The sequence below is a fragment of the Pelagibius sp. CAU 1746 genome (assembly GCF_039839785.1).
Lineage (GTDB): Bacteria > Pseudomonadota > Alphaproteobacteria > Kiloniellales > Kiloniellaceae > Pelagibius.
Window position 1 is genome coordinate 3,023,475 of sequence record NZ_JBDOQT010000001.1, and the last position, 19,194, is coordinate 3,042,668.

The 19,194-nt window shown below is 65.9% G+C and carries 17 protein-coding genes; all 17 read left to right on the top strand.

The annotated features are described in order from the left end of the window. Nucleotides 1-57: 57 nt before the first annotated feature. The 17 genes from dnaE to lpxB all read left to right on the top strand — a co-directional run bounded on the left by dnaE (nt 58) and on the right by lpxB (nt 19,168). The gene (gene dnaE, locus AAFN88_RS14430; RefSeq protein WP_347521044.1) at nt 58-3,516 is read left to right on the top strand and encodes a DNA polymerase III subunit alpha; all 3,459 of its coding nucleotides are present in this window, start codon (nt 58-60) and stop codon (nt 3,514-3,516) included. 115 nt (nt 3,517-3,631) lie between these two features. Beyond that, nucleotides 3,632-4,129, top strand: a complete 498-nt coding sequence (locus AAFN88_RS14435; RefSeq protein WP_347521045.1) for a DUF2059 domain-containing protein — start codon at nt 3,632-3,634, stop codon at nt 4,127-4,129. 251 nt (nt 4,130-4,380) lie between these two features. Continuing rightward, the gene (gene rpsB, locus AAFN88_RS14440) at nt 4,381-5,262 is read left to right on the top strand and encodes a 30S ribosomal protein S2 (RefSeq protein WP_347521046.1); all 882 of its coding nucleotides are present in this window, start codon (nt 4,381-4,383) and stop codon (nt 5,260-5,262) included. A gap of 143 nt (nt 5,263-5,405) precedes the next feature. Next, entirely contained in the window at nt 5,406-6,332 is a 927-nt protein-coding gene (gene tsf, locus AAFN88_RS14445; RefSeq protein ID WP_347521047.1) for a translation elongation factor Ts, read from the top strand. Between the two features lie 207 nt (nt 6,333-6,539). Continuing rightward, a complete protein-coding gene (gene pyrH / locus AAFN88_RS14450) occupies nt 6,540-7,286 on the top strand; it encodes a UMP kinase (protein WP_347521049.1) in 747 nt (248 codons plus the stop codon). A gap of 3 nt (nt 7,287-7,289) precedes the next feature. Then, nucleotides 7,290-7,847, top strand: a complete 558-nt coding sequence (gene frr, locus AAFN88_RS14455) for a ribosome recycling factor (RefSeq protein ID WP_347521051.1) — start codon at nt 7,290-7,292, stop codon at nt 7,845-7,847. 54 nt (nt 7,848-7,901) lie between these two features. Beyond that, the gene (locus AAFN88_RS14460) at nt 7,902-8,639 is read left to right on the top strand and encodes an isoprenyl transferase (RefSeq protein WP_347521680.1); all 738 of its coding nucleotides are present in this window, start codon (nt 7,902-7,904) and stop codon (nt 8,637-8,639) included. Between the two features lie 9 nt (nt 8,640-8,648). After that, entirely contained in the window at nt 8,649-9,437 is a 789-nt protein-coding gene (locus tag AAFN88_RS14465) for a phosphatidate cytidylyltransferase (RefSeq protein ID WP_347521053.1), read from the top strand. Between the two features lies 1 nt (nt 9,438). Continuing rightward, nucleotides 9,439-10,641 carry a 1-deoxy-D-xylulose-5-phosphate reductoisomerase gene (locus AAFN88_RS14470; protein WP_347521054.1) on the top strand — a complete coding sequence of 401 codons (1,203 nt, stop codon included), beginning with the start codon at nt 9,439-9,441 and terminating at the stop codon, nt 10,639-10,641. A 175-nt stretch (nt 10,642-10,816) separates the two neighbouring features. Beyond that, nucleotides 10,817-11,953, top strand: a complete 1,137-nt coding sequence (gene rseP, locus AAFN88_RS14475; protein ID WP_347521055.1) for an RIP metalloprotease RseP — start codon at nt 10,817-10,819, stop codon at nt 11,951-11,953. Between the two features lie 93 nt (nt 11,954-12,046). Then, on the top strand, nt 12,047-14,287 hold the full coding sequence (bamA, locus tag AAFN88_RS14480) for an outer membrane protein assembly factor BamA (RefSeq protein ID WP_347521057.1): 2,241 nt from the start codon (nt 12,047-12,049) through the stop codon (nt 14,285-14,287). A gap of 5 nt (nt 14,288-14,292) precedes the next feature. Further along, nucleotides 14,293-14,871, top strand: coding sequence for an OmpH family outer membrane protein (locus AAFN88_RS14485; protein ID WP_347521059.1), 579 nt, complete (start codon nt 14,293-14,295; stop codon nt 14,869-14,871). A 9-nt stretch (nt 14,872-14,880) separates the two neighbouring features. Then, nucleotides 14,881-15,915: a UDP-3-O-(3-hydroxymyristoyl)glucosamine N-acyltransferase gene (gene lpxD, locus AAFN88_RS14490; protein WP_347521060.1), complete on the top strand. Its 1,035-nt coding sequence runs from the start codon at nt 14,881-14,883 to the stop codon at nt 15,913-15,915. Next, nucleotides 15,908-16,378: a 3-hydroxyacyl-ACP dehydratase FabZ gene (gene fabZ / locus AAFN88_RS14495; RefSeq protein ID WP_347521061.1), complete on the top strand. Its 471-nt coding sequence runs from the start codon at nt 15,908-15,910 to the stop codon at nt 16,376-16,378. Before lpxD ends, fabZ begins: the two co-directional genes overlap by 8 nt. Beyond that, nucleotides 16,378-17,169 carry an acyl-ACP--UDP-N-acetylglucosamine O-acyltransferase gene (gene lpxA / locus AAFN88_RS14500; RefSeq protein WP_347521062.1) on the top strand — a complete coding sequence of 264 codons (792 nt, stop codon included), beginning with the start codon at nt 16,378-16,380 and terminating at the stop codon, nt 17,167-17,169. The genes fabZ and lpxA overlap by 1 nt, the downstream gene beginning before the upstream one ends. Continuing rightward, nucleotides 17,169-18,011 carry a UDP-2,3-diacylglucosamine diphosphatase LpxI gene (locus tag AAFN88_RS14505; RefSeq protein ID WP_347521064.1) on the top strand — a complete coding sequence of 281 codons (843 nt, stop codon included), beginning with the start codon at nt 17,169-17,171 and terminating at the stop codon, nt 18,009-18,011. The genes lpxA and AAFN88_RS14505 overlap by 1 nt, the downstream gene beginning before the upstream one ends. Beyond that, entirely contained in the window at nt 18,008-19,168 is a 1,161-nt protein-coding gene (gene lpxB, locus AAFN88_RS14510; protein WP_347521066.1) for a lipid-A-disaccharide synthase, read from the top strand. Before AAFN88_RS14505 ends, lpxB begins: the two co-directional genes overlap by 4 nt. The last annotated feature ends 26 nt before the right edge of the window (nt 19,169-19,194 follow it).

Consider the following 19,194-nt stretch of genomic DNA (forward strand, 5'->3'; position numbering starts at 1 on the left):
CAGAAAACGACATTTGTCCCCATGGCGCGACTCGGGGCTTGAGGGCAAACTACATCCATGCCGCGCGCTGATTTCGTCCATTTGCGGGTGCATTCCGCCTATTCGCTCTCGGAGGGGGCGATCCCGGTCAAGGGCCTGGTGAAGCTGTGCCAGGACCAGCAGATGCCGGCGGTCGCGGTGACCGACAGCGGCAATCTCTTCGGCGCCCTGGAGTTCGCCCAGACCGCCCAGAAGGCCGGCATCCAGCCCGTCATCGGCTGCCAGCTCCATATCACTCGCGAGCCTGCCGAGCCGCGCAACGGCACCGCGCCCGCCCCCGACCAGATCGTCCTGCTGGTGCAGAACCAGAAGGGCTACGAGAACCTCATGCGGCTGGTCTCGCGGGCTTTCCTGGAAAGCGAGCCCAGCGAAGCCGCCCAGGTGAGCCTGGAGGTGCTGGAGGAGCACGCCGAGGGTCTGCTGGCGCTGACCGGCGGGGCAGGGGGCGCCGTCGGACGGCTGCTCGCCGCCGAACAGAAGGACGCCGCTGAAGCGGCCCTGAAGCGCCTCGTGGCGATCTTCCCCGGGCGGCTCTATGTGGAATTACAGCGTCACGGCCTGCCGGTGGAGGAGACCATCGAGCCGGGCCTGCTGGCGTTGGCCTATGCCCACGACCTGCCGCTGGTGGCCACCAACGAGTGCTTCTTTCCGACGGCGGACGACTACGAGGCCCATGACGCGCTGCTCTGCATCGCCGAGAGCGCCTACATCGCGCAGGGCGACCGCCGCCGCCTGACCCCGGACCACGCCTTCAAGAGCGCGGCGGCGATGCGCGAACTCTTCGCCGATCTGCCGGAGGCCATCGACAACACCTTGGTGGTGGCCGAGCGCTGCGCCTACTTCCCCGAATTCGTCAATCCGATCCTGCCGCCCTTCGCGACGGAAGGCGGGCGTAGCGAGAAAGAAGAACTGATCGCCCAGTCCGAGGCCGGCCTGGAAGCGCGGCTGAAGAAGCAGGTCTTCACCGCGGACATGGACGAGGCCGCGCGGGAGGCTGCCGCGAAGCCTTACCGCGAACGCCTGGAGTTCGAGCTGGGAGTCATCCAGGAGATGGGCTTTTCCGGCTACTTCCTGATCGTTGCCGATTTTATCAAGTGGGCCAAGGCGCAGAACATCCCCGTCGGCCCCGGGCGCGGCTCCGGCGCCGGCTCCGTGGTCGCCTGGGCGCTGACCATCACCGATCTGGACCCGCTGCGCTTCGCCCTGCTGTTCGAACGCTTCCTCAACCCCGAGCGCGTGTCGATGCCGGACTTCGACATCGACTTCTGCCAGGACCGCCGCGACGAGGTGATCCGCTACGTCCAGAACAAGTACGGCTACGACCACGTCGCGCAGATCATCACCTTCGGTAAGCTGCAGGCCCGCGCCGCGCTGCGCGACGTCGGGCGCGTGCTGCAAATGCCCTATCCCCAGGTCGACCGCATCTGCAAGCTGGTGCCCAACAACCCGGCCAACCCGGTCACCCTGCAACAGGCCCTGGACGGCGAACCAACGCTGCGCGAGATGCGCCGCGAAGACGAAACGGTCGACAAGCTGATCACCATCGCCCTGCGCATCGAGGGGCTGTACCGCCATGCCTCGACCCATGCCGCTGGCGTGGTCATCGGCGACCGGCCGCTGGACCAATTGGTGCCGCTCTACCGCGACCCGCGCTCCGACATGCCGGTGACGCAGTTCAACATGAAGTTCGTCGAGCAGGCCGGTCTGGTGAAGTTCGACTTCCTGGGCCTGAAGACCTTGACCGTGCTGCAGCGGGCCTGCGAACTGCTGACCCGCCGCGGCATCGAGGTCGACCTCTCGTTGATTCCGCTGGACGACCAGAAGACCTTCGACATGATGAGCCGCGGCGACACCGTCGGCGTGTTCCAGTTTGAATCTTCGGGCATGCGCAGCCTGTTGCGCGAAGCCAAGGTCAATACCTTCGAGGACATCATCGCGCTTGTGGCCCTCTACCGCCCGGGCCCGATGGAGAACATCCCCAAGTACGTGGCCTGCAAGTTCGGGCACGAGCAGCCGGAAGTCCTGCACGAGACCATCGAGCCGGTGGTGAAGGACACCTACGGCGTCATCATCTACCAGGAACAGGTGATGCAGATCGCCCAGGTCTTCGCCGGCTACAGCCTGGGCCAGGCCGACCTGCTGCGCCGCGCCATGGGCAAGAAGATCAAGGCGGAGATGGACGCCCAGCGCGACGTCTTCGTGAAAGGCGCCATGGAGAAGGGCGTCACCAAGGAACGCGCAAACTACGTCTTCGACCTGGTCGATAAGTTCGCCGGCTATGGCTTCAACAAGGCCCACTCCGCCGGCTACGCCCTGGTCGCCTATCAGACCGCCTATCTGAAGGCCAACCACCCGGTGGAGTTCTTTGCCGCGTCCATGACCTACGACATGGGCAACACCGACAAGCTGAACGTCTTCCGCCAGGAGCTTCAGCGCCTCGACATCCCGTTGCTGCCGCCGGACATCAACCGCTCGGAGCCGGACTTCGACGTCGAACCGCAGGACGACGGCCCCCCGGCGATCCGCTATGCGCTGGCGGCGCTGAAGAATGTCGGCGCCAACGCCATGGCTGCGGTCTCCGCCGAGCGGCACGAGAACGGTCCCTACAAGAGCCTGGCCGATTTCGCCCACCGTCTGGACGCCAAGCTGATCAACAAGCGCCAGATCGAGAACCTGGCCTGCGCCGGGGCCTTCGACGGCCTCAACCCCAACCGCGCCCAGGTCTATCAGGCCGCCGAAACCATCGTGCGCCACGCCAGCGCCGCCGCCAACGAGCGCGACAGCGATCAGGTGAGCCTCTTCGGCGCCGCCGGCGATACGGAGCCAGCGCCCCTGCCACTGAGCCCGCGCGAGGACTGGCCGGAGATGGAGCGCCTGAGCTACGAGTTCGGCGCCATCGGCTTCTATCTCTCGGCCCATCCGCTGGACACCTACGGCGCCACCCTGGAGAAGATGCAGGCCACGACCTACGTGCAGCTCAAGGAGAGCGGCGCCTCGGGCCTCTACACCCTGGCGGGGATCTTCAACAGCAAGCGGGAGATCAACAGCCGTAAGGGCAACCGCATGGCCTTCGTGCAGTTCTCCGACGCCACCGGGGTCTATGAGGTGACGCTGTTCTCGGAAACCCTGGGCCAGTACCGGGAGTTGCTGGAAAGCGGGCAGACCCTGCTGCTGCGGGTCTCCGCCGAACCGCGCGAGGGCGACGAGCCCCGCCTGACGGCCCAGTCCCTGGAGCCCCTCGACAACGCCGCCGCGCGGGCCTCCAAGGGCCTGGACATCCACCTCAGCTCCCCGGCCCCCCTGGAGAGCCTCAAGGCGCTGCTCGACCGCGAGGGCAGGGGCCGGGGCAAGGTCCGCCTCGTCATTTCCCTGGAGGACCAGGAGGTCGAATTCGACCTGGGCCAGACCTACCGCCTCTCGCCGGAAATCCGCCAGGCTATCAAGGCCGTGCCCGGCGTGGTCATGCAGGACCGCTAGCCCTCCGGGCTCTCTTCCAGGGGCTCCTCAAGGCCCATTAACTAGCGCATTGTTAACCAAGCCTTCGTTCCACAGCCCCTAGACTGCGCCCCTGAAGTGAACATAGGAGGGGCCAATGGCGGCTCTTGCGAGAATTTCCGCGGTCTGTCTGTTTCTCCTGGCCGGGCTGACCATGGGCGGCGCGGCGGAGGCACAGTCCAGGAAGCTGGACATGATCCGCGAGCTGCTGGAGACCAGCCAGACCGAAGCCCTGCTTCGGGAGGTGCTGCCGGACGTTCTGCAGCACCAGAAGGCCGTGCTGAGCGAGGTCCTGCCCGAAGTTCCCGAGGAAGTCTGGGATCTGGCGCTCAAGGAGGCCGAGGCAGCCTTCCGGGAATCCATCGACGCCTTCCTGGAGCAGACCATCCCCATCTACGATGCCTATCTGACGGAGGAGGAGGTCGCCGCGCTGCTGGCCTTCTACCGCACCCCGGAAGGGCGCAGCGTGGTACAGAAACTGCCGCTGGTGACCCAGGAAGCCATGGGCGCCAGCCATCAGTGGGGCATGGCCGTCGGGGAGGAGGTCCGCCGGCGGATCATCGACCGGTTGAAGGCCGAGGGCTACAGGATCTAGCCCTGCCCAGGGCCGCCGCGGCACCGGCCGCAGCCCGCTGCCGGGGGGCGGGATTCCGGCCTTTTTCCCTTGATTCTTGAGGGCCCAGGGGGTATCACCCGCGCACTTTCAATCTCACACGCGGGCATTGCGGCCTTCGGGGAGAAATCCCGACAGTCGCTCCGGTGTCTGAAACCCCAGGATTTCCGCCATTTTGCGGCAATCCAGGGGCCAGATGACAGGCCCGCGGTGGACCAACCGGAGAAGATCTTATGGCGCTTCCGAGCCCCTCGATGCGTCAGCTCCTCGAAGCTGGCGTTCACTTTGGACATACCACCCGCCGCTGGAATCCCCGCATGGCCCCCTACATCTTCGGGGCCCGCAACGGCGTTCACATCATCGACCTGGAGCAGAGCCTGCCGCTGCTGAACCAGGCCCTGGTCACCGTGCGCAACATCGTCGCCGGCGGCGGCCGTGTACTCTTCGTCGGCACCAAGCGCCAGGCCAGCGAGAAGGTCGCCGAGGCCGCCAAGCGCTGCGGCCAGTACTACGTCAACCACCGCTGGCTGGGCGGCATGCTCACCAACTGGAAGACCATCTCCAACTCCATCAGGCGCCTGCGCACTGTCGAGGAGCAGTTGGCCTCGGAGCAGAGCGGTCTGACCAAGAAGGAGCTGCTGGTGCTTACCCGCGAGCGCGACAAGCTGGAGCGCGCGCTGGGCGGCATCAAGGAAATGGGCGGCCTGCCGGACGTGCTCTTCGTCATCGACACCAACAAGGAGCACATCGCCGTCGACGAGGCGCGTAACCTCAACATCCCGGTGATCGGCGTGCTCGATTCAAACTCCAATCCGGACGGCGTGACCTTCCCGGTGCCGGGCAACGACGACGCCCTGCGCGCCATCAGCCTGTACTGCGACCTGATCGCCGACGCGGTGCTGGACGGCATCCAGGCCGAGATGACCGCCAGCGGCGGCGACGCCGGCGAGGCCGTCGAGGGCCCGGTGGAGAAGCTGCCGGAAGAGCCGGCGGCCGAGAGTGCCGCCGAGGCCGCGCCGGAAACGGCCGCTGAGGCTGCTCCGGAGGCGCCGGCCGAGGCGCCTGCCGCCGCCGAGACGGACGCGCCCGCCGGGGAAACCACTCCGCAGGCGTGAGCCGGCGCCAGACGCAGCGGAAGCCGGCCGGCCCAGGTGGGTCGTCCGGGCCGGCTTCCCCGCGCGGCGTAGAAATTCCTATAGAACCTGCCCGGACGGTTGCTCCCGGGCGTTCGCGACTTAAAAAGAAAAAGGGTTCCGTCATGGCTGAAATCACAGCGGCGCTGGTCAAAGAACTGCGCGAGTCCTCCGGCGCGGGGATGATGGATTGCAAAAAGGCGCTGACCGAGACCGGCGGCGATCTGGAGGCCGCGGTCGACTGGCTGCGCAAGAAGGGCCTGGCCGCCGCGGCCAAGAAGGCTGGCCGGGTGGCCGCCGAAGGGCTGGTCGGCATCGCCGCCGAGGGCACCTCCGGCGCCGTGGTCGAGGTCAATTCCGAGACCGACTTCGTGGCCCGCAACGATTCCTTCCAGGATTTCGTGCGCAACGTGGCGCAGGTCGCCCTGGCTCAGGGCGGCGATCTGGACAAGATCCAGGCCGCGGCCTATCCGGGCGCCGGCCACAGCGTCGCCGACGAGCTGACCGCCATGATCGCCAAGATCGGCGAGAACATGGCGCTGCGCCGCACCGCCGGCATCACCGTCGACGAGGGTATCGTCTGCTCCTACATTCACAACCAGACCGCGCCGGGCCTGGGCAAGATCGGCGTTCTGGTCGGCCTCGCGTCCAGCGGCGACAAGGATAAGCTGGAAGCTCTCGGCAAGCAGCTGGCCATGCACGTGGCCGCCGCCCAGCCGCAGGCCGTGGACCGCGACGGCGTCGACGCCTCGGCCCTGGACCGCGAGCGCGACGTCCTGAGCGAGCAGGCCCGCGCCAGCGGCAAGCCCGAGGACATCATCGCCAAGATGGTGGAAGGCCGCCTGCGCAAGTTCTACGAGGAGGTCTGCCTTCTGGAGCAGGTCTTCGTCATCGACGGCGAGAACAAGGTCAGCAAGGTCCTGGAAAACGCGGCCAAGGACATCGGCGCGCCGGTCTCCATCGCCGGCTTCGTGCGCTTCCAGCTCGGCGAGGGCGTGGAGCGCGAGGAGCAGGACTTCGCCGCGGAGGTTGCCGCCACCCTGGGCGGCTGAGCCGAAAAGGCCTCGGCGTCGCCGCGAAATCGCCATATTGCCCTGGCAATTGGCGGTGGCTCGCGGCGGCGTCATCGCTCCGCTGGCGTGAATCGGCCGGCCGCATTACCATGTGCGCGCTTTCGCCGGCCGGCGCCTTAACCGGCGGTTTTCTCCGGCGCCCGCAGTCGCACTCTGTCCTCTCCCTGCCAGACTTCAAAGGGGCTCATGTCAAAATCGCAGACCCGGCTCGATAGCCCCCCCAAGTACAAACGCGTTCTTCTGAAGATCTCGGGCGAAGCCTTGATGGGCGGGCGCGAATACGGGCTGGACCCCGACATGGTCGCCCAGATCGCCACCGATGTGGCCAAGGTCCGCCAGCTCGGCGTAGAGGTCTGCCTGGTGGTGGGCGGCGGCAACATCTTCCGCGGCGTCTCCGGCGCCGCCCAAGGCATGGAGCGGGCGTCCGCCGACTACATGGGTATGTTGGCCACGGTGATTAACGCGCTGGCCCTGCAGAACGCCTTGGAGAACGCCGGGGTGGACACCCGGGTACTGTCGGCGATCCCCATGGCCACCGTGGCCGAGCCCTATATCCGCCGCCGCGCCGAGCGCCATATGGAGAAGGGGCGGGTGGTGATCTTCGCCGCCGGCACCGGCAATCCTTTCTTCACCACCGATACGGCGGCGGCGCTGAGGGCCTCCGAGATGGGCTGCGACGTGCTGTTGAAGGGGACCAAGGTGGACGGTGTCTACGATTCCGACCCCGCCAAGAACCCGGAGGCGTCCCGCTACGATACCTTGAGCTACATGCGGGTGCTGACCGAGGACCTGGGCGTCATGGACCATGCCGCCATCTCTCTTGCCCGCGAAAACGCTATCCCTATCCTTGTGTTCTCAATATACAGGCCGGGGGCTTTCGCCGAGGTCCTGTCCGGCAAGGGCTGTTTTACACTGGTGAGAAACGAGGAATGACCCGTGGCAGATCCTGATCTAAGCGATATCAAGCGCCGCATGGACGGCGCCATCGACGCCCTGCACAAGGAATTCGCGGGCCTGCGGACAGGCCGCGCCTCCGCGGGCCTGCTGGAGCCCATTCACGTCGACGCCTACGGCGCCTCCATGCCGATGAACCAGGTCGGCTCCATCAGCGTGCCGGAGCCGCGCATGGTCACCGTACAGGTCTGGGACCGCGGGATGGTCGGCGCGGTGGAAAAGGCGATCCGCGAGTCGGGCCTGGGCCTCAATCCGGCGAGCGACGGCCAGTTGATCCGCGTGCCGATCCCCGCGCTCTCCGAGGAACGGCGCGTCGAGCTGACCAAGATCGCCGGCAAGTACGCCGAGCAGGCCCGCGTGGCGGTGCGCAACGTGCGGCGCGACGGGATGGAGATGCTCAAGAAGATGGAAAAGGACCACGAGATCTCCAAGGACGAGCATCATCTCTGGTCCGAGGAGATCCAGAGCCTTACCGACGGACACATCAAGGGTATCGATGCGGCTTTGGCCCAAAAGGAAGAGGAAATTCTTCAAGTTTAGGGTCGCGCGGCGCCCCCTTCAGTGCCGAACGACGAAAGCCCAGTGATCAAGTTTATGGACGACGCACGCCTCACTCCGAATCCAGGCTCGCCGCGCCATGTTGCGATCATCATGGACGGCAACGGGCGTTGGGCTAACGCGCGCGGCCTGCCGCGTACGCTGGGGCACCGTCAGGGCGCGGAGGCGGTGCGCCGCTGCGTCGCCGGAGCCCTGGAGATGAGGATTCCCTTTGTGACGCTCTTCGGCTTCTCTTCGGAGAACTGGCGCCGGCCGATGAGCGAAGTCGAAGATCTCATGGGCCTGCTGCGGCGCTACCTGCAGAGCGAGATCGCGGAGTTCCACAAGAACGGCATCCGCCTGCGCGTCATCGGCGAGCGTGAACGCCTGCCTCGGGACATCGTGCGCCTTATCGCCGATGCCGAGCAACGCACGGCGGAGAACCAGGCCCTCGACCTAGTCATCGCCATCAGCTACGGCGGACGCCAGGAAATTGCCGCGACGGCCCGGCGGCTGGCCGAAGCCGTCGCCGCTGGCGAACTGGAGCCCGCGGATATCGACGAGGACACCTTTGCCGCCGGCCTGCTGACGGCGGGCATTCCCGATCCCGACCTGGTGATCCGCACCTCCGGGGAGCAGCGGCTCAGCAACTTCCTGCTCTGGCAGTCGGCCTACAGCGAGCTGTTCTTCGTCGACAAGCTATGGCCTGACTTCGACAAGAGTGACCTGGAAGCCGCCGTGGCCGAATTCCGGCGGCGCGAGCGGCGTTACGGCGCGGCTGCGGAATCCCTTTAGGATATCTCCTTGCTGATCACGCGGATCATCTCTGCGCTCGTCCTGGCGCCGCTGGTCTTGCTGGCCATCTGGTTCGGCGGCTATTGGTTCGCGGCGATGGTGGTGATCGCCGCCGGCCTCATGGGCTGGGAGTGGGCGCGGATGTGCAACGCCGGGCAGCTCGGCTGGCCGGGCCTGCTGGTCATCGCGGTCGTGGTCTTCGCCACTGCGGGGTTCGCGCTGTTCCATTCTCTGCCGGTCTTTCTTTTCCTTCTCGGCGGCTCTCTTGCCGCCGGTTCGGCCGCCCTCTATCGCTTCAAGGGCCGGGGAACCCTGCTCTTCGTGTTCTTCGGCACCCTCTACATAGGCCTCGCCTGCATGGCTTTCCTCTGGCTGCGCAGCGTGCCGGAACAGGGACTCGAAGTGGTCATCTGGCTGCTCGCCGTGGTCTGGGCGACGGACATCGGCGCCTACTTCGCCGGGCGCGGCATCGGCGGGCCGAGACTGGCGCCGAAGATCAGCCCCAACAAGACCTGGGCGGGCCTGATCGGCGGCGCTCTGGCCGCCGGCCTGGTCGGCGCCCTGGCCGCCGGCTTCCTGGGACGGGAGGCCATGCTGCTGGTGGTCGGCGGCATGGTCCTCGCGGTTGTTGCGCAAGGGGGGGACCTTCTGGAATCCTGGTGCAAGCGACATTTCGGCGTGAAGGATTCCAGTCACATAATTCCGGGACATGGTGGTATTCTGGACCGCGTGGACGGGCTCCTGGCGGTTTTTCCGGTCGCATTCGTGTACTTCTGGGTAGTAGGGGCTCACTTCTGAGATGTCTTTGGCGTCAACATCGCCCAGCCGCGCCGACCAGCCGCGGCGCCTCTCGATCCTCGGCTCCACCGGCTCGATCGGCTGCAGCACCCTCGACCTCGTCGAGCGCAATCCCGACGCCTTCTCCATTGAGGCCCTGACCGCCAACCGCTCGGTGGCGCGCTTGGCCATGCAGGCTAAGCGTTTCGGCGCCCGCCTGGCGGTCGTCGCCGACGACAGCGCCTACGCGGACCTAAAAGAGGCTCTGTCCGGCAGCGGCATCGAAGTGGCGGCGGGACCCGCGGCCGTGGCCGAAGCGGCGGGGCGGCCGACCGACTGGGTCATGTCGGCCATCGTCGGCGCAGCCGGGCTGGCGCCGACCCTGGCAGCTATCCGCCAAGGCACCGTCGTCGGCTTGGCCAACAAGGAAACCCTGGTCTGCGCCGGCAGCCTGATGACCGCGGAAGTGCGGCGCTGCGGCGCCCAGTTGCTGCCGGTGGATTCGGAGCACAACGCGATCTTCCAGGTCCTCGACCTGGAGCAGCCGCAGAGCGTCGACAAGCTGATCCTGACCGCCTCGGGCGGGCCGTTCCGCACCTTCAGCCGGGCCGACATGGCGTCGGTGACGCCGGCTCAGGCCGTTGCCCATCCCAACTGGGATATGGGCGCCAAGATCTCCGTCGACTCGGCGACGATGATGAACAAGGGGCTGGAACTCATCGAGGCTCACTTCCTCTTCGACATGCCCGAAGAGCGGATCGATATCCTGGTCCATCCGGAATCGGTGATCCACTCCATGGTCTCCTACGTCGACGGCTCGGTCCTGGCCCAACTCGGCCAGCCGGATATGCGCACGCCGATCGCCTATGCCCTGGCCTGGCCGGAGCGCATGGCGACGCCGGTGGAGCGCCTCGATCTGGCGAGCATCGGCCGGCTGACCTTCGAGCCGCCGGACGAGACGCGCTTTCCCAGCCTGCGCCTGGCGCGGGCCGCGCTCCGGGCCGGAGGTACCGCGCCGGTCACACTCAACGCCGCCAACGAGGAAGCCGTGGCGGCTTTTCTGGCGGGAAGGCTGGGTTTCCTGGAAATCCCGGAGGTCGTCGAGCGCGCCTTGGAGGCTCACCCCGCCGTGGAGTTGAACAGCCTGGAGGAGGTCGATGCTGTGGACAGCCGGGCCCGGATGACAGCCAAGGGGCTGCTTGAAGCACGGGCTCCAGGTGCCTAAATCCTACCCCAAGTCCTTTCTTTGATAACCATTTTGCGGTATTTAGCTGACGTTCCCGCAAGCCATCGCAGGGACCAGGGACCGGCGTCGTCCCGGGGTGGAGCCTCGGGGTCTCCAGAACGAAGCGGGCTACCGCTCTTTCCTTACAACTAACAGTAGGACAGCGCTGTAACTCATGGATTTCTCTGGTGGACTCTACGGCTTCGGCATCCCGTTCCTGATCATCCTGACTGCCCTCGTTTTCGTACACGAACTGGGGCACTACCTCATTGCCCGCTGGAACGGTGTGCGGGTGGAGGTTTTCTCCATTGGCTTCGGCCCGGAGATCTTCGGCTGGGACGATAGGGCCGGTACGCGTTGGAAATTCAGTCTCATTCCACTCGGCGGCTACGTGAAGATGTTCGGTGACGCCAATGCCGCGAGCATGCCCGCCGACGGCAGCGAGCAGATGAGCGCGGCCGAACGGTCGGTTGCCTTCCCGCACAAGCGGCTGGGCCAGCGTGCCGCCATCGTTGCGGCGGGACCGATCGCCAACTTCCTCTTCGCCATCGTCGTCCTGGCGGCGCTCTTCATGTTCTATGGCCAGCCTTTCACGCCCGCCGTGGTGGGAGAGGTGAACCAGGGCTCCGCTGCCGAGGCCGCCGGGTTTCAGGCCGGCGACAAGGTGATCGCCGTGGATGGCGCGACGGTTGCGCGCTTCGAGGAACTGCAACGTATAGTCGCACTGCGGCCCGGTGAAGAACTGCGGATTACCGTGGAGCGCGGCGGCCGCGCGGTCGACCTTCTCGCCATCCCGGACCGGGTCGAGCGCCCGAACGGCCTGGGCGAGACGCAGGAAGTAGGCCTGCTGGGCCTGCGTGGCGGCGCTCCGGAGTACACCCGGCACGGCCCGCTGAGTGCGCTTTGGCAGGCCGCCAGGGAAACCGTCTCCATCGTCGACCAGACTTTCACGGCCCTGGGCCAGATCGTTCGCGGCACGCGCGGAACCGACGAACTGGGCGGGCCGATCCGGATCGCCCAAATGTCGGGTCAGGCGGCGGAACTGGGTATCCTGACGATGGTGCACTTCGCCGCGATGCTGTCCATCAACCTGGGACTCATCAATCTGTTCCCGGTGCCGATGCTGGATGGCGGACATCTGTTGTTCTACGCCATAGAGGCAGTGCGGGGACGGCCGCTGGGCGAAAGGGCACAAGAATACGGTTTCCGGATCGGCCTGGCTCTGGTATTGACGTTAATGGTTTTCGTGACCTGGAACGATCTGCTTCGGATCGACAGTTTAGTGAATTTTGTCAAAGGCCTGGGCACATAAACGCACCAGCGCCACGGGGGAAGGACAAGGGACGTGTGTCGCGGACGGTTGCTCGTCGTCGTCTTGGCGTATCTGCTGTCCAGTGCAGCGTGGTTGGTAACTCCTGATACGGGTTTTGCGCAGTCGATTCTGTCCGGCGGACGGATCGAGGCAATCCGCGTGGAAGGCACGCAGCGCATTGAGGCGGCGACTGTACGCTCCTACATGCGGGTCAATCCGGGGGATCCCTTCGATCCTGTGCGCCTGGACGACTCGCTGAAGAATCTCTTCTCCACCGGTCTCTTCGCCGACGTGCGCCTGGAGCGCGAAGGCAACACCCTGATCGTCGTGGTCAGCGAGAACCCGATCGTCAACCGCATCGCTTTCGAGGGCAACCAGCGCATCGACGACGATACCTTGGCGCAGGAGATCGAACTGCGGCCGCGCGTCGTCTTTACCCGTACCAAGGTGCAATCCGACACCAACCGCGTTCTCGAAATCTACCGCCGCTCCGGCCGCTTCGCCGCGACCGTCGAACCCAAGGTCATTCAGCTGGAGCAGAACCGGGTCGACCTGGCCTTCGAGATCAACGAAGGGCCGCTAACCTCGATCCGCTCGATCAATTTCATCGGCAACCGTGAATTCTCCGATTCGACGCTGCGCGACGAGGTGACGACGTCGGAGGCCTCGTTCTGGAATTTCTTCACGACCTCGGACACCTACGATCCGGATCGCCTGACCTTCGACCGCGAAATGTTGCGGCGCTTCTATTTGAATGAAGGCTATGCAGACTTCCGCGTCGCCTCGGTCGTGGCGGAACTGACGCCGGACCAGCAGGATTTCATCGTTACCTTCACGGTGGAAGAGGGGCCGCGCTACCGCTTTGGCCGGATCGGCCTCGAAACCGGCCTGCGCAACCTGGATCCGGAAACCCTGCGCAGCGAGGTCACCACCGAAGAGGGCGACTGGTACGACGCCAGCGAGGTCGAAAAGACCATCGAGGTTCTGACCGACGCCGTCGGCGATCTCGGCTATGCCTTCGTCGACATCCGTCCGCGCGTGCAGCGCGATCGCGAGAACCTGACGATCGACATCGTCTACGACATTCAGGAAGGCCCCAAAGTCTTCGTCGAGCGTATCGACATCGAAGGCAACACCCGAACCCTGGACCGGGTGATCCGCCGCGAATTTCGCCTGGTCGAGGGCGACGCCTTCAACACCTCGAAGCTGCGCCGCTCGCGCCAGCGGGTGCAGAACCTGGGTTTCTTCAAGACGGTCACGGTCGAGAACGAACCGGGCAGCGCTCCGGACCGCACGGTGGTCAAAGTCGCGGTGGAGGAACAGTCGACCGGTGACGTCACCTTCGGCGCGGGCTTCTCCTCTTCAGACGGCCCGATCGGCAACATCGGTATCCGTGAACGCAATCTGCTTGGCCGTGGCCAGGATCTGCGCCTCGGCTTCACCTTGGCGGGTGAGGCGACCGAACTGGATTTCAGCTTCACCGAACCTTACTTCCTGGACCGTAACCTCGCTGCCGGCATCGATCTCTACCGCACGACCGATGATCGCACTGACGAGAGCGGCTACGAGGAAGAGCGCCTCGGCGGTTCGCTGCGCGCCGGTTTCAACATTACCGACGAGTTGCGCAACGTCGTCCGCTACACGCTGGAAAACCGGGACATCACGGATGTTCACAGCGCCGCCTCTCTTCTGGTCCGTTCGGAAGAAGGCGAAACCCTGCGCTCAGGCATCAGCAACGAGTTGACTTACGACACACGGGATTCGCGTTTCGATCCGCGCGAGGGCATCATCAGCAGCCTGCGCACCGAGTTCTTCGGGCTCGGCGGCGACGCTTCCTTCATCCGCGCCTCGGCGACAGCGGGTTACTACTATACCGTCTTCGAAGACTACACTCTGAGCGTCAGGGGATCGGGCGGTACGATCTACGGCGTTGGCGAAGACACCCGCATTTCCGACCGCTTCTTCAAGGGCGGCGGCGCGCCGCGCGGCTTCGAGTACGGCGGTGTTGGCCCGCGCGACGCCAATACCAACGACTCCCTGGGCGGCAAGAATTTCTACACCGGCACCGTCGAGGCATCCTTCCCCTTGGCATTGCCGTTCGATCTGGATATCCGCGGCCGGCTGTTCACAGATGTTGGCGCTGCCTGGGATATCGACGACAACAGCATTCCCGTGAACCTGCAGGACTCCAGTTCTCCGCGCGTCACCGTGGGCACGGGTATTTCCTGGAATTCACCCTTCGGTCCGGTCGTCGTCGACCTGGGCGTTGCCGTGATCAAGGAAGATTTCGACGAAACCGAACTCTTCAGCTTTAGCTTCGGAACGCAGTTCTAAGAGACATGTCGAGGCTCCGCCGCTGGTCGCCGCGTCTGGCCGCAACGCTCTTGATGTTGGCGGCGCTTTTCGCCGCGCCGCCCTTCACTCCGGCCTGGTCCCAGGTCGAACGGGCACCCTTGGTGGGAATCATCGACATCCAGGCCGTCTTGCGCGAATCGGTGGCGGTGCAGTCGCTCTCCCAGAAAATCGAGGCCATGCGCGAGGCCACCCAAGCCGACATGCAGTCCCGCGAGCAGGCGCTGCGCGCGGCCGACATCGACTTGGCCCAGCGCCGCGCCTCCCTATCGCCGTCGGCCTATGCCGAGGAACGCAGCAAGCTGGAGGACGAAGGCGTCGCCCTGCAACGCGAGGCGCAGGAACAGCGCCGCCAACTGGACCAGATCTTCAGCCGCGGCATGAGCCAGGTGCAGCAGGTGCTGGTTCAGATCTCCCAGGACATCGCCCGGGAGAACAATCTCGACCTGGTCCTTGCCAAGACCACGGTTATCCTGGTCCGGCCGGAATTCGACTTCACTCAGGAAGCGTTGAAGCGCCTCAATTCCCGCCTATCCGACGTCGCCCTTCCAGACGTAGCCAACTAAAGGTGGCCCATGGCAGACCGCAGTTTCTTCGATAATGCCGGGCCCTTCACCCTGGCTGAACTTGCCGCCATCGCGGAGGCCGAGCTGCCGCCGGGGACCGCGAGCGACCGCAGGCTGTCCGATGTCGCCCCGCTGGACACGGCAGGCCCTGACGACGTCAGTTTCCTCGACAATCGCCGCTACATCGGCCAGTTCGCCGAGAGCAAGGCCGGTGCCTGCATCGTCGATCCCGAGTTCGCCGAACGTGCCCCCGAAGGCATGACCCTGCTCCTGACCAAGCGGCCTTACCGCGGCTATGCCAAGGTGGCTCAAGCCTTCTACCCGGCGCCGCAGCCGCGCCCGGGCCTTCATCCCTCCGCGGTCGTCGATCCGGGCGCCGCGATCGGTGAGGGCACGGAGATCGGCCCGGGCGTCGTGGTCGCGGCGGGTGCGGAGATCGGCCGAGGCTGCCGCGTCGAGGCGAACAGCGTGGTGGGCGAATCGGTCGCGATCGGCGACGGCACCGTCGTCGGCCCCAATGTCTCCCTGGCCTTCTGCCGCATCGGCCGGGCCTGTCAGATTCACGCCGGGGCGCGAATCGGCACCCGCGGCTTCGGCTTTTCCATGGACCCGGAGGGCTTTGTGGACGTGCCCCAGTTGGGACGGGTGCTGATCGAAGACGGGGTTGAAATCGGGGCCAACACGACGATCGACCGAGGTGCCGGTCCGGACACGGTGATCGGAGCCGGGGCGAAGATTGATAATCTCGTACAGATCGGGCACAACGTGCGCATCGGTCGTGGTTGCGTGCTTGTGGCCCAGTCGGGCATCGCCGGCAGCACGGTCCTGCAGGACTTCGTCGCCGTCGCCGCACAGGCAGGCATCTCCGGCCACCTGAAGGTAGGGGCCGGCGCACAGATCGGCGCGAAATCCGGGGTGATGCGGGACATTCCCAGCGGAATGACGGTTCTGGGCAGCCCGGCGCGGCCGGTTCGGGACTTTTTCCGGCTCGTGGCCCTGTGGGAGCGCCAGTTGAAGGCAAGAGGCAAGAAGAAGGATGAATAAAGAGACCTCAGAGCAGGAAGAGATCGGCTCGTTGAACGTCCATGACATCATGGCGCTGCTGCCGCATCGCTACCCATTCCTCATGATCGACCGGGTGGAAGACATCGTCCTCGGCGAGAGTGCGACGGGTATCAAGAACGTCACCATCAACGAGCCTTTCTTCCAGGGCCACTTCCCGGAGCAGGCGGTGATGCCCGGCGTCCTGTTGGTCGAGGCCATGGCCCAGACCGCCGCGGCACTGGTGATGTATACTCTGGGCAAGGAGGCTCACGGCAAGCTGGTCTACTTCATGACCATCGACGAGGCGCGCTTCCGCAAACCTGTGGTGCCCGGCGATTCCGTACGCATTCAGGTGACGCGGATACAAAATCGCCGTAGCGTCTGGAAGTTCAAAGGCGAAGCCCTCGTAGAGGGCACTCTGGTCGCCAATGCAAGCTACTCCGCCATGATTGTGGGATACTGATGCCGGAAATTCACCCGACAGCCGTCATCGACTCCGGCGCGAAGATCGCCGACGGCTGTTCCATCGGCCCCTACTGCGTGATCGGTCCCGACGTGACCCTGGGCGAAGGCGTCCAGCTCAACAGTCACGTCGTCATCGACGGGCGTACCACGATCGGTGCGCGCACGCGCATCTATCCCTTTTCCTCCATCGGCCAGCCGCCGCAGGATCTGAAGTACAAGGGCGAGCCCTCTGAGCTGCACATCGGCAGCGACAACGTGATCCGCGAGCATGTGACCATGAATCCCGGCACGGAAGGCGGCGGGATGATCACGGAGGTCGGAAACGGCTGCCTCTTCATGCCGGGCAGCCACGTCGCCCATGACTGCCGCATCGGCAACAACGTAATCATGGCCAATAACGCCACTCTGGCCGGTCACGTGGTGCTGGAGGACTATGTCATCATGGGCGGTCTCTCCGGCGCCCAGCAGTTCGTGCGCATCGGCCGCAACGCCATCATCGGCGCCATGGCCGGCGCCAAGAGCGACGTCATCCCCTTTGGCATGGTCATGGGCCGGCCCGGCATCCTGGCGGGGCTCAATCTGGTGGGCCTGAAGCGCGCCGGCGTCGACGGCAAGGAAATCCAGATGCTCATGAAGGCCTATGACCATCTCTTCGGCGCCGAAGGCACTTTCGCCGAACGCGTCGACGCGGTGGCCGAGCAATACGGGGGCAGAGGAACCATCGACGCGCTGGTCGGCTTCCTGCGCGCGGAAACCTCACGCCCCATCCTGCAGCCGGAAGAAGACTGATGACCGGGCCGCTCGGTATCGTTGCCGGCGGCGGGTCCCTCCCACGCCGGCTGGTGGACGTCTGTCAGGCCAGCGGCCGCGGCGCCTTCGTCGTCGCCATCGAGCACCACACGGATCCGGCCACCGTTGTGGGCACGGAGCACCGCTGGATCCGCATGGGCCAAAGCGAGAAGGCGGTGCAGGCCTTGAAGGAGGCCGGTGTTACGGAACTGGTGCTGGTCGGCGCGGTCAAACGGCCGAGCATGACCGAACTGCGTCCCGACCTGAAGACCTTCAAGTTCCTCGCGAAGATCGGCTTCAACAGCCTGGGCGACGACGGCCTGCTCGGTGCGGTCGTGAAGGGCCTTGAAGCCGAGGGCTTCGTCCTGCGCGGGATCGACGAGTTCGTCCACGACCTCCTGGCCGCCGAGGGGTGCTTCGGCCGCGAACAGCCCGACGAGACTGCCTGGCGCGATATCCGCCGCGGCATCGAGGTGGTCCGGGCCATGGGGGCCGCCGACGTCGGCCAGGCCACCGTCATCCAGGACGGCCTGGTCCTCGGCGTCGAAGCTTTGGAGGGGACCGATGCCCTGCTCGAGCGCTGCGGCCCACTGCGCCGCGCCGGCCCCGGCGGCGTCCTCGTGAAACTCAGCAAGCCCGGCCAGGAACGCCGGGCCGATCTGCCGACCATCGGCGTGAAGACGGTGGAGGGCGCCGCCGCCGCAGGGCTGCGCGGCATCGCCGTGGAGGCCAACGGCACCCTGGTGGTCGACCTGCCCGCCGTCGTCGAAGCCGCGGACCGCGCCGGGCTTTTCATCGTCGGGATTACGCTCGATGCGGCGGCCGGCGCCGCCGCCGGATGAGCAGGCCCGAAAACTCCGACGGCGGAGAAGGAGAAGGTCCGCTGATCTTCCTCATCGCCGGCGAGCCCTCCGGCGACCTGCTCGGCGCGCGCCTCATGGCGGCCCTGCGTGAGGAGACAGACGGGCGTGTACGCTTCGCCGGCATCGGCGGCGAGGCCATGACTGCGGCGGGGCTGGAGAGCCGCTTCCCGATCCACGAGCTGGCAGTCATGGGGCTCATCGAAGTCCTGCCGCATCTCTTCACCATCCTGAAACGCATGCGCCAGACCGTCGCCGCGGTGAAGCAACTGCGCCCCGATGCCGTCGTCACCATCGACTCGCCGAGCTTCACGCTGGAGATCGCGGAGCGCCTGAAAGGGCAGGGCATTCCGCTGATCCACTACGTTGCGCCGCAGGTCTGGGCCTGGAAGGCCTGGCGCGCGAAATCGGTCTCCCGCTATCTGGATCATCTGCTGGCATTGCTGCCTTTCGAGCCGCCCTATTTCGAGAAGCACGGCCTGCCTACGCACTTCGTCGGGCATCCGGTGGTCGAGTCCCACGCCGGTTCGCGGTACCGCGATACCGCGCGGGGACTCTGTCTGGCCGTGCTGCCCGGCAGCCGCAGGGGAGAGGTGAGCAAACTGCTGCCGGTTTTTGCCGAAGTCGTGCGCGCCCTGGCGGCCGGGCATCCTGACCTGCGGGTCGTAATCCCCACGGTGGAAACCGTTGCCGACATGGTGCAGGCGCAGGTGCAAGACTGGCCCGTCGAGGTCGCCGTGGTGCGTGGCGCCGAAGCCAAGGCCAAAGCCTTCGACGAGGCGACGGCCGCCCTGGCCGCCTCCGGGACCGTGGCGCTGGAACTCGGCGTGGCGGGCGTGCCGACGGTCGTGGCTTATCGCTTTGCCGGCGTCGTCGGGCTGCTGCCGCCCTCCCTGCTGCGCGTGCCCTTCGTCAGCCTGGTCAACCTGATCGCCGGGCGGGAGGTGCAGCCGGAGTTCCTGCAGCGCCGTTGCCGGGCGGCGGAGATCCTGCCGGCGGTGGAACGTCTGCTCACCGACCCTGCAGCCCGCGCCGCGCAACGCGACGGCTGCAGCGGCGTGGTCGAAGCCCTGACCCCGCCCGAAGGCCGCCCCAGCCGGGCCGCCGCCCGGCGCATCCTGTCCTGCCTGAAGGCGTAACTCTCCGGCCGAGAATGAAAAAGGGC

What these genes read in the sequence shown, in the direction of transcription:
- AAFN88_RS14485 (WP_347521059.1), top strand. Translation starts at nt 14,293, where the DNA reads ATGTCGAGGCTCCGCCGCTGGTCGCCGCGTCTGGCCGCAACGCTCTTG.
- lpxD (WP_347521060.1), top strand. Translation starts at nt 14,881, where the DNA reads ATGGCAGACCGCAGTTTCTTCGATAATGCCGGGCCCTTCACCCTGGCT.
- tsf (WP_347521047.1), top strand. Translation starts at nt 5,406, where the DNA reads ATGGCTGAAATCACAGCGGCGCTGGTCAAAGAACTGCGCGAGTCCTCC.
- AAFN88_RS14435 (WP_347521045.1), top strand. Translation starts at nt 3,632, where the DNA reads ATGGCGGCTCTTGCGAGAATTTCCGCGGTCTGTCTGTTTCTCCTGGCC.
- lpxB (WP_347521066.1), top strand. Translation starts at nt 18,008, where the DNA reads ATGAGCAGGCCCGAAAACTCCGACGGCGGAGAAGGAGAAGGTCCGCTG.
- lpxA (WP_347521062.1), top strand. Translation starts at nt 16,378, where the DNA reads ATGCCGGAAATTCACCCGACAGCCGTCATCGACTCCGGCGCGAAGATC.
- AAFN88_RS14470 (WP_347521054.1), top strand. Translation starts at nt 9,439, where the DNA reads ATGTCTTTGGCGTCAACATCGCCCAGCCGCGCCGACCAGCCGCGGCGC.
- rseP (WP_347521055.1), top strand. Translation starts at nt 10,817, where the DNA reads ATGGATTTCTCTGGTGGACTCTACGGCTTCGGCATCCCGTTCCTGATC.
- AAFN88_RS14505 (WP_347521064.1), top strand. Translation starts at nt 17,169, where the DNA reads ATGACCGGGCCGCTCGGTATCGTTGCCGGCGGCGGGTCCCTCCCACGC.
- AAFN88_RS14460 (WP_347521680.1), top strand. Translation starts at nt 7,902, where the DNA reads ATGGACGACGCACGCCTCACTCCGAATCCAGGCTCGCCGCGCCATGTT.
- dnaE (WP_347521044.1), top strand. Translation starts at nt 58, where the DNA reads ATGCCGCGCGCTGATTTCGTCCATTTGCGGGTGCATTCCGCCTATTCG.
- fabZ (WP_347521061.1), top strand. Translation starts at nt 15,908, where the DNA reads ATGAATAAAGAGACCTCAGAGCAGGAAGAGATCGGCTCGTTGAACGTC.
- rpsB (WP_347521046.1), top strand. Translation starts at nt 4,381, where the DNA reads ATGGCGCTTCCGAGCCCCTCGATGCGTCAGCTCCTCGAAGCTGGCGTT.
- pyrH (WP_347521049.1), top strand. Translation starts at nt 6,540, where the DNA reads ATGTCAAAATCGCAGACCCGGCTCGATAGCCCCCCCAAGTACAAACGC.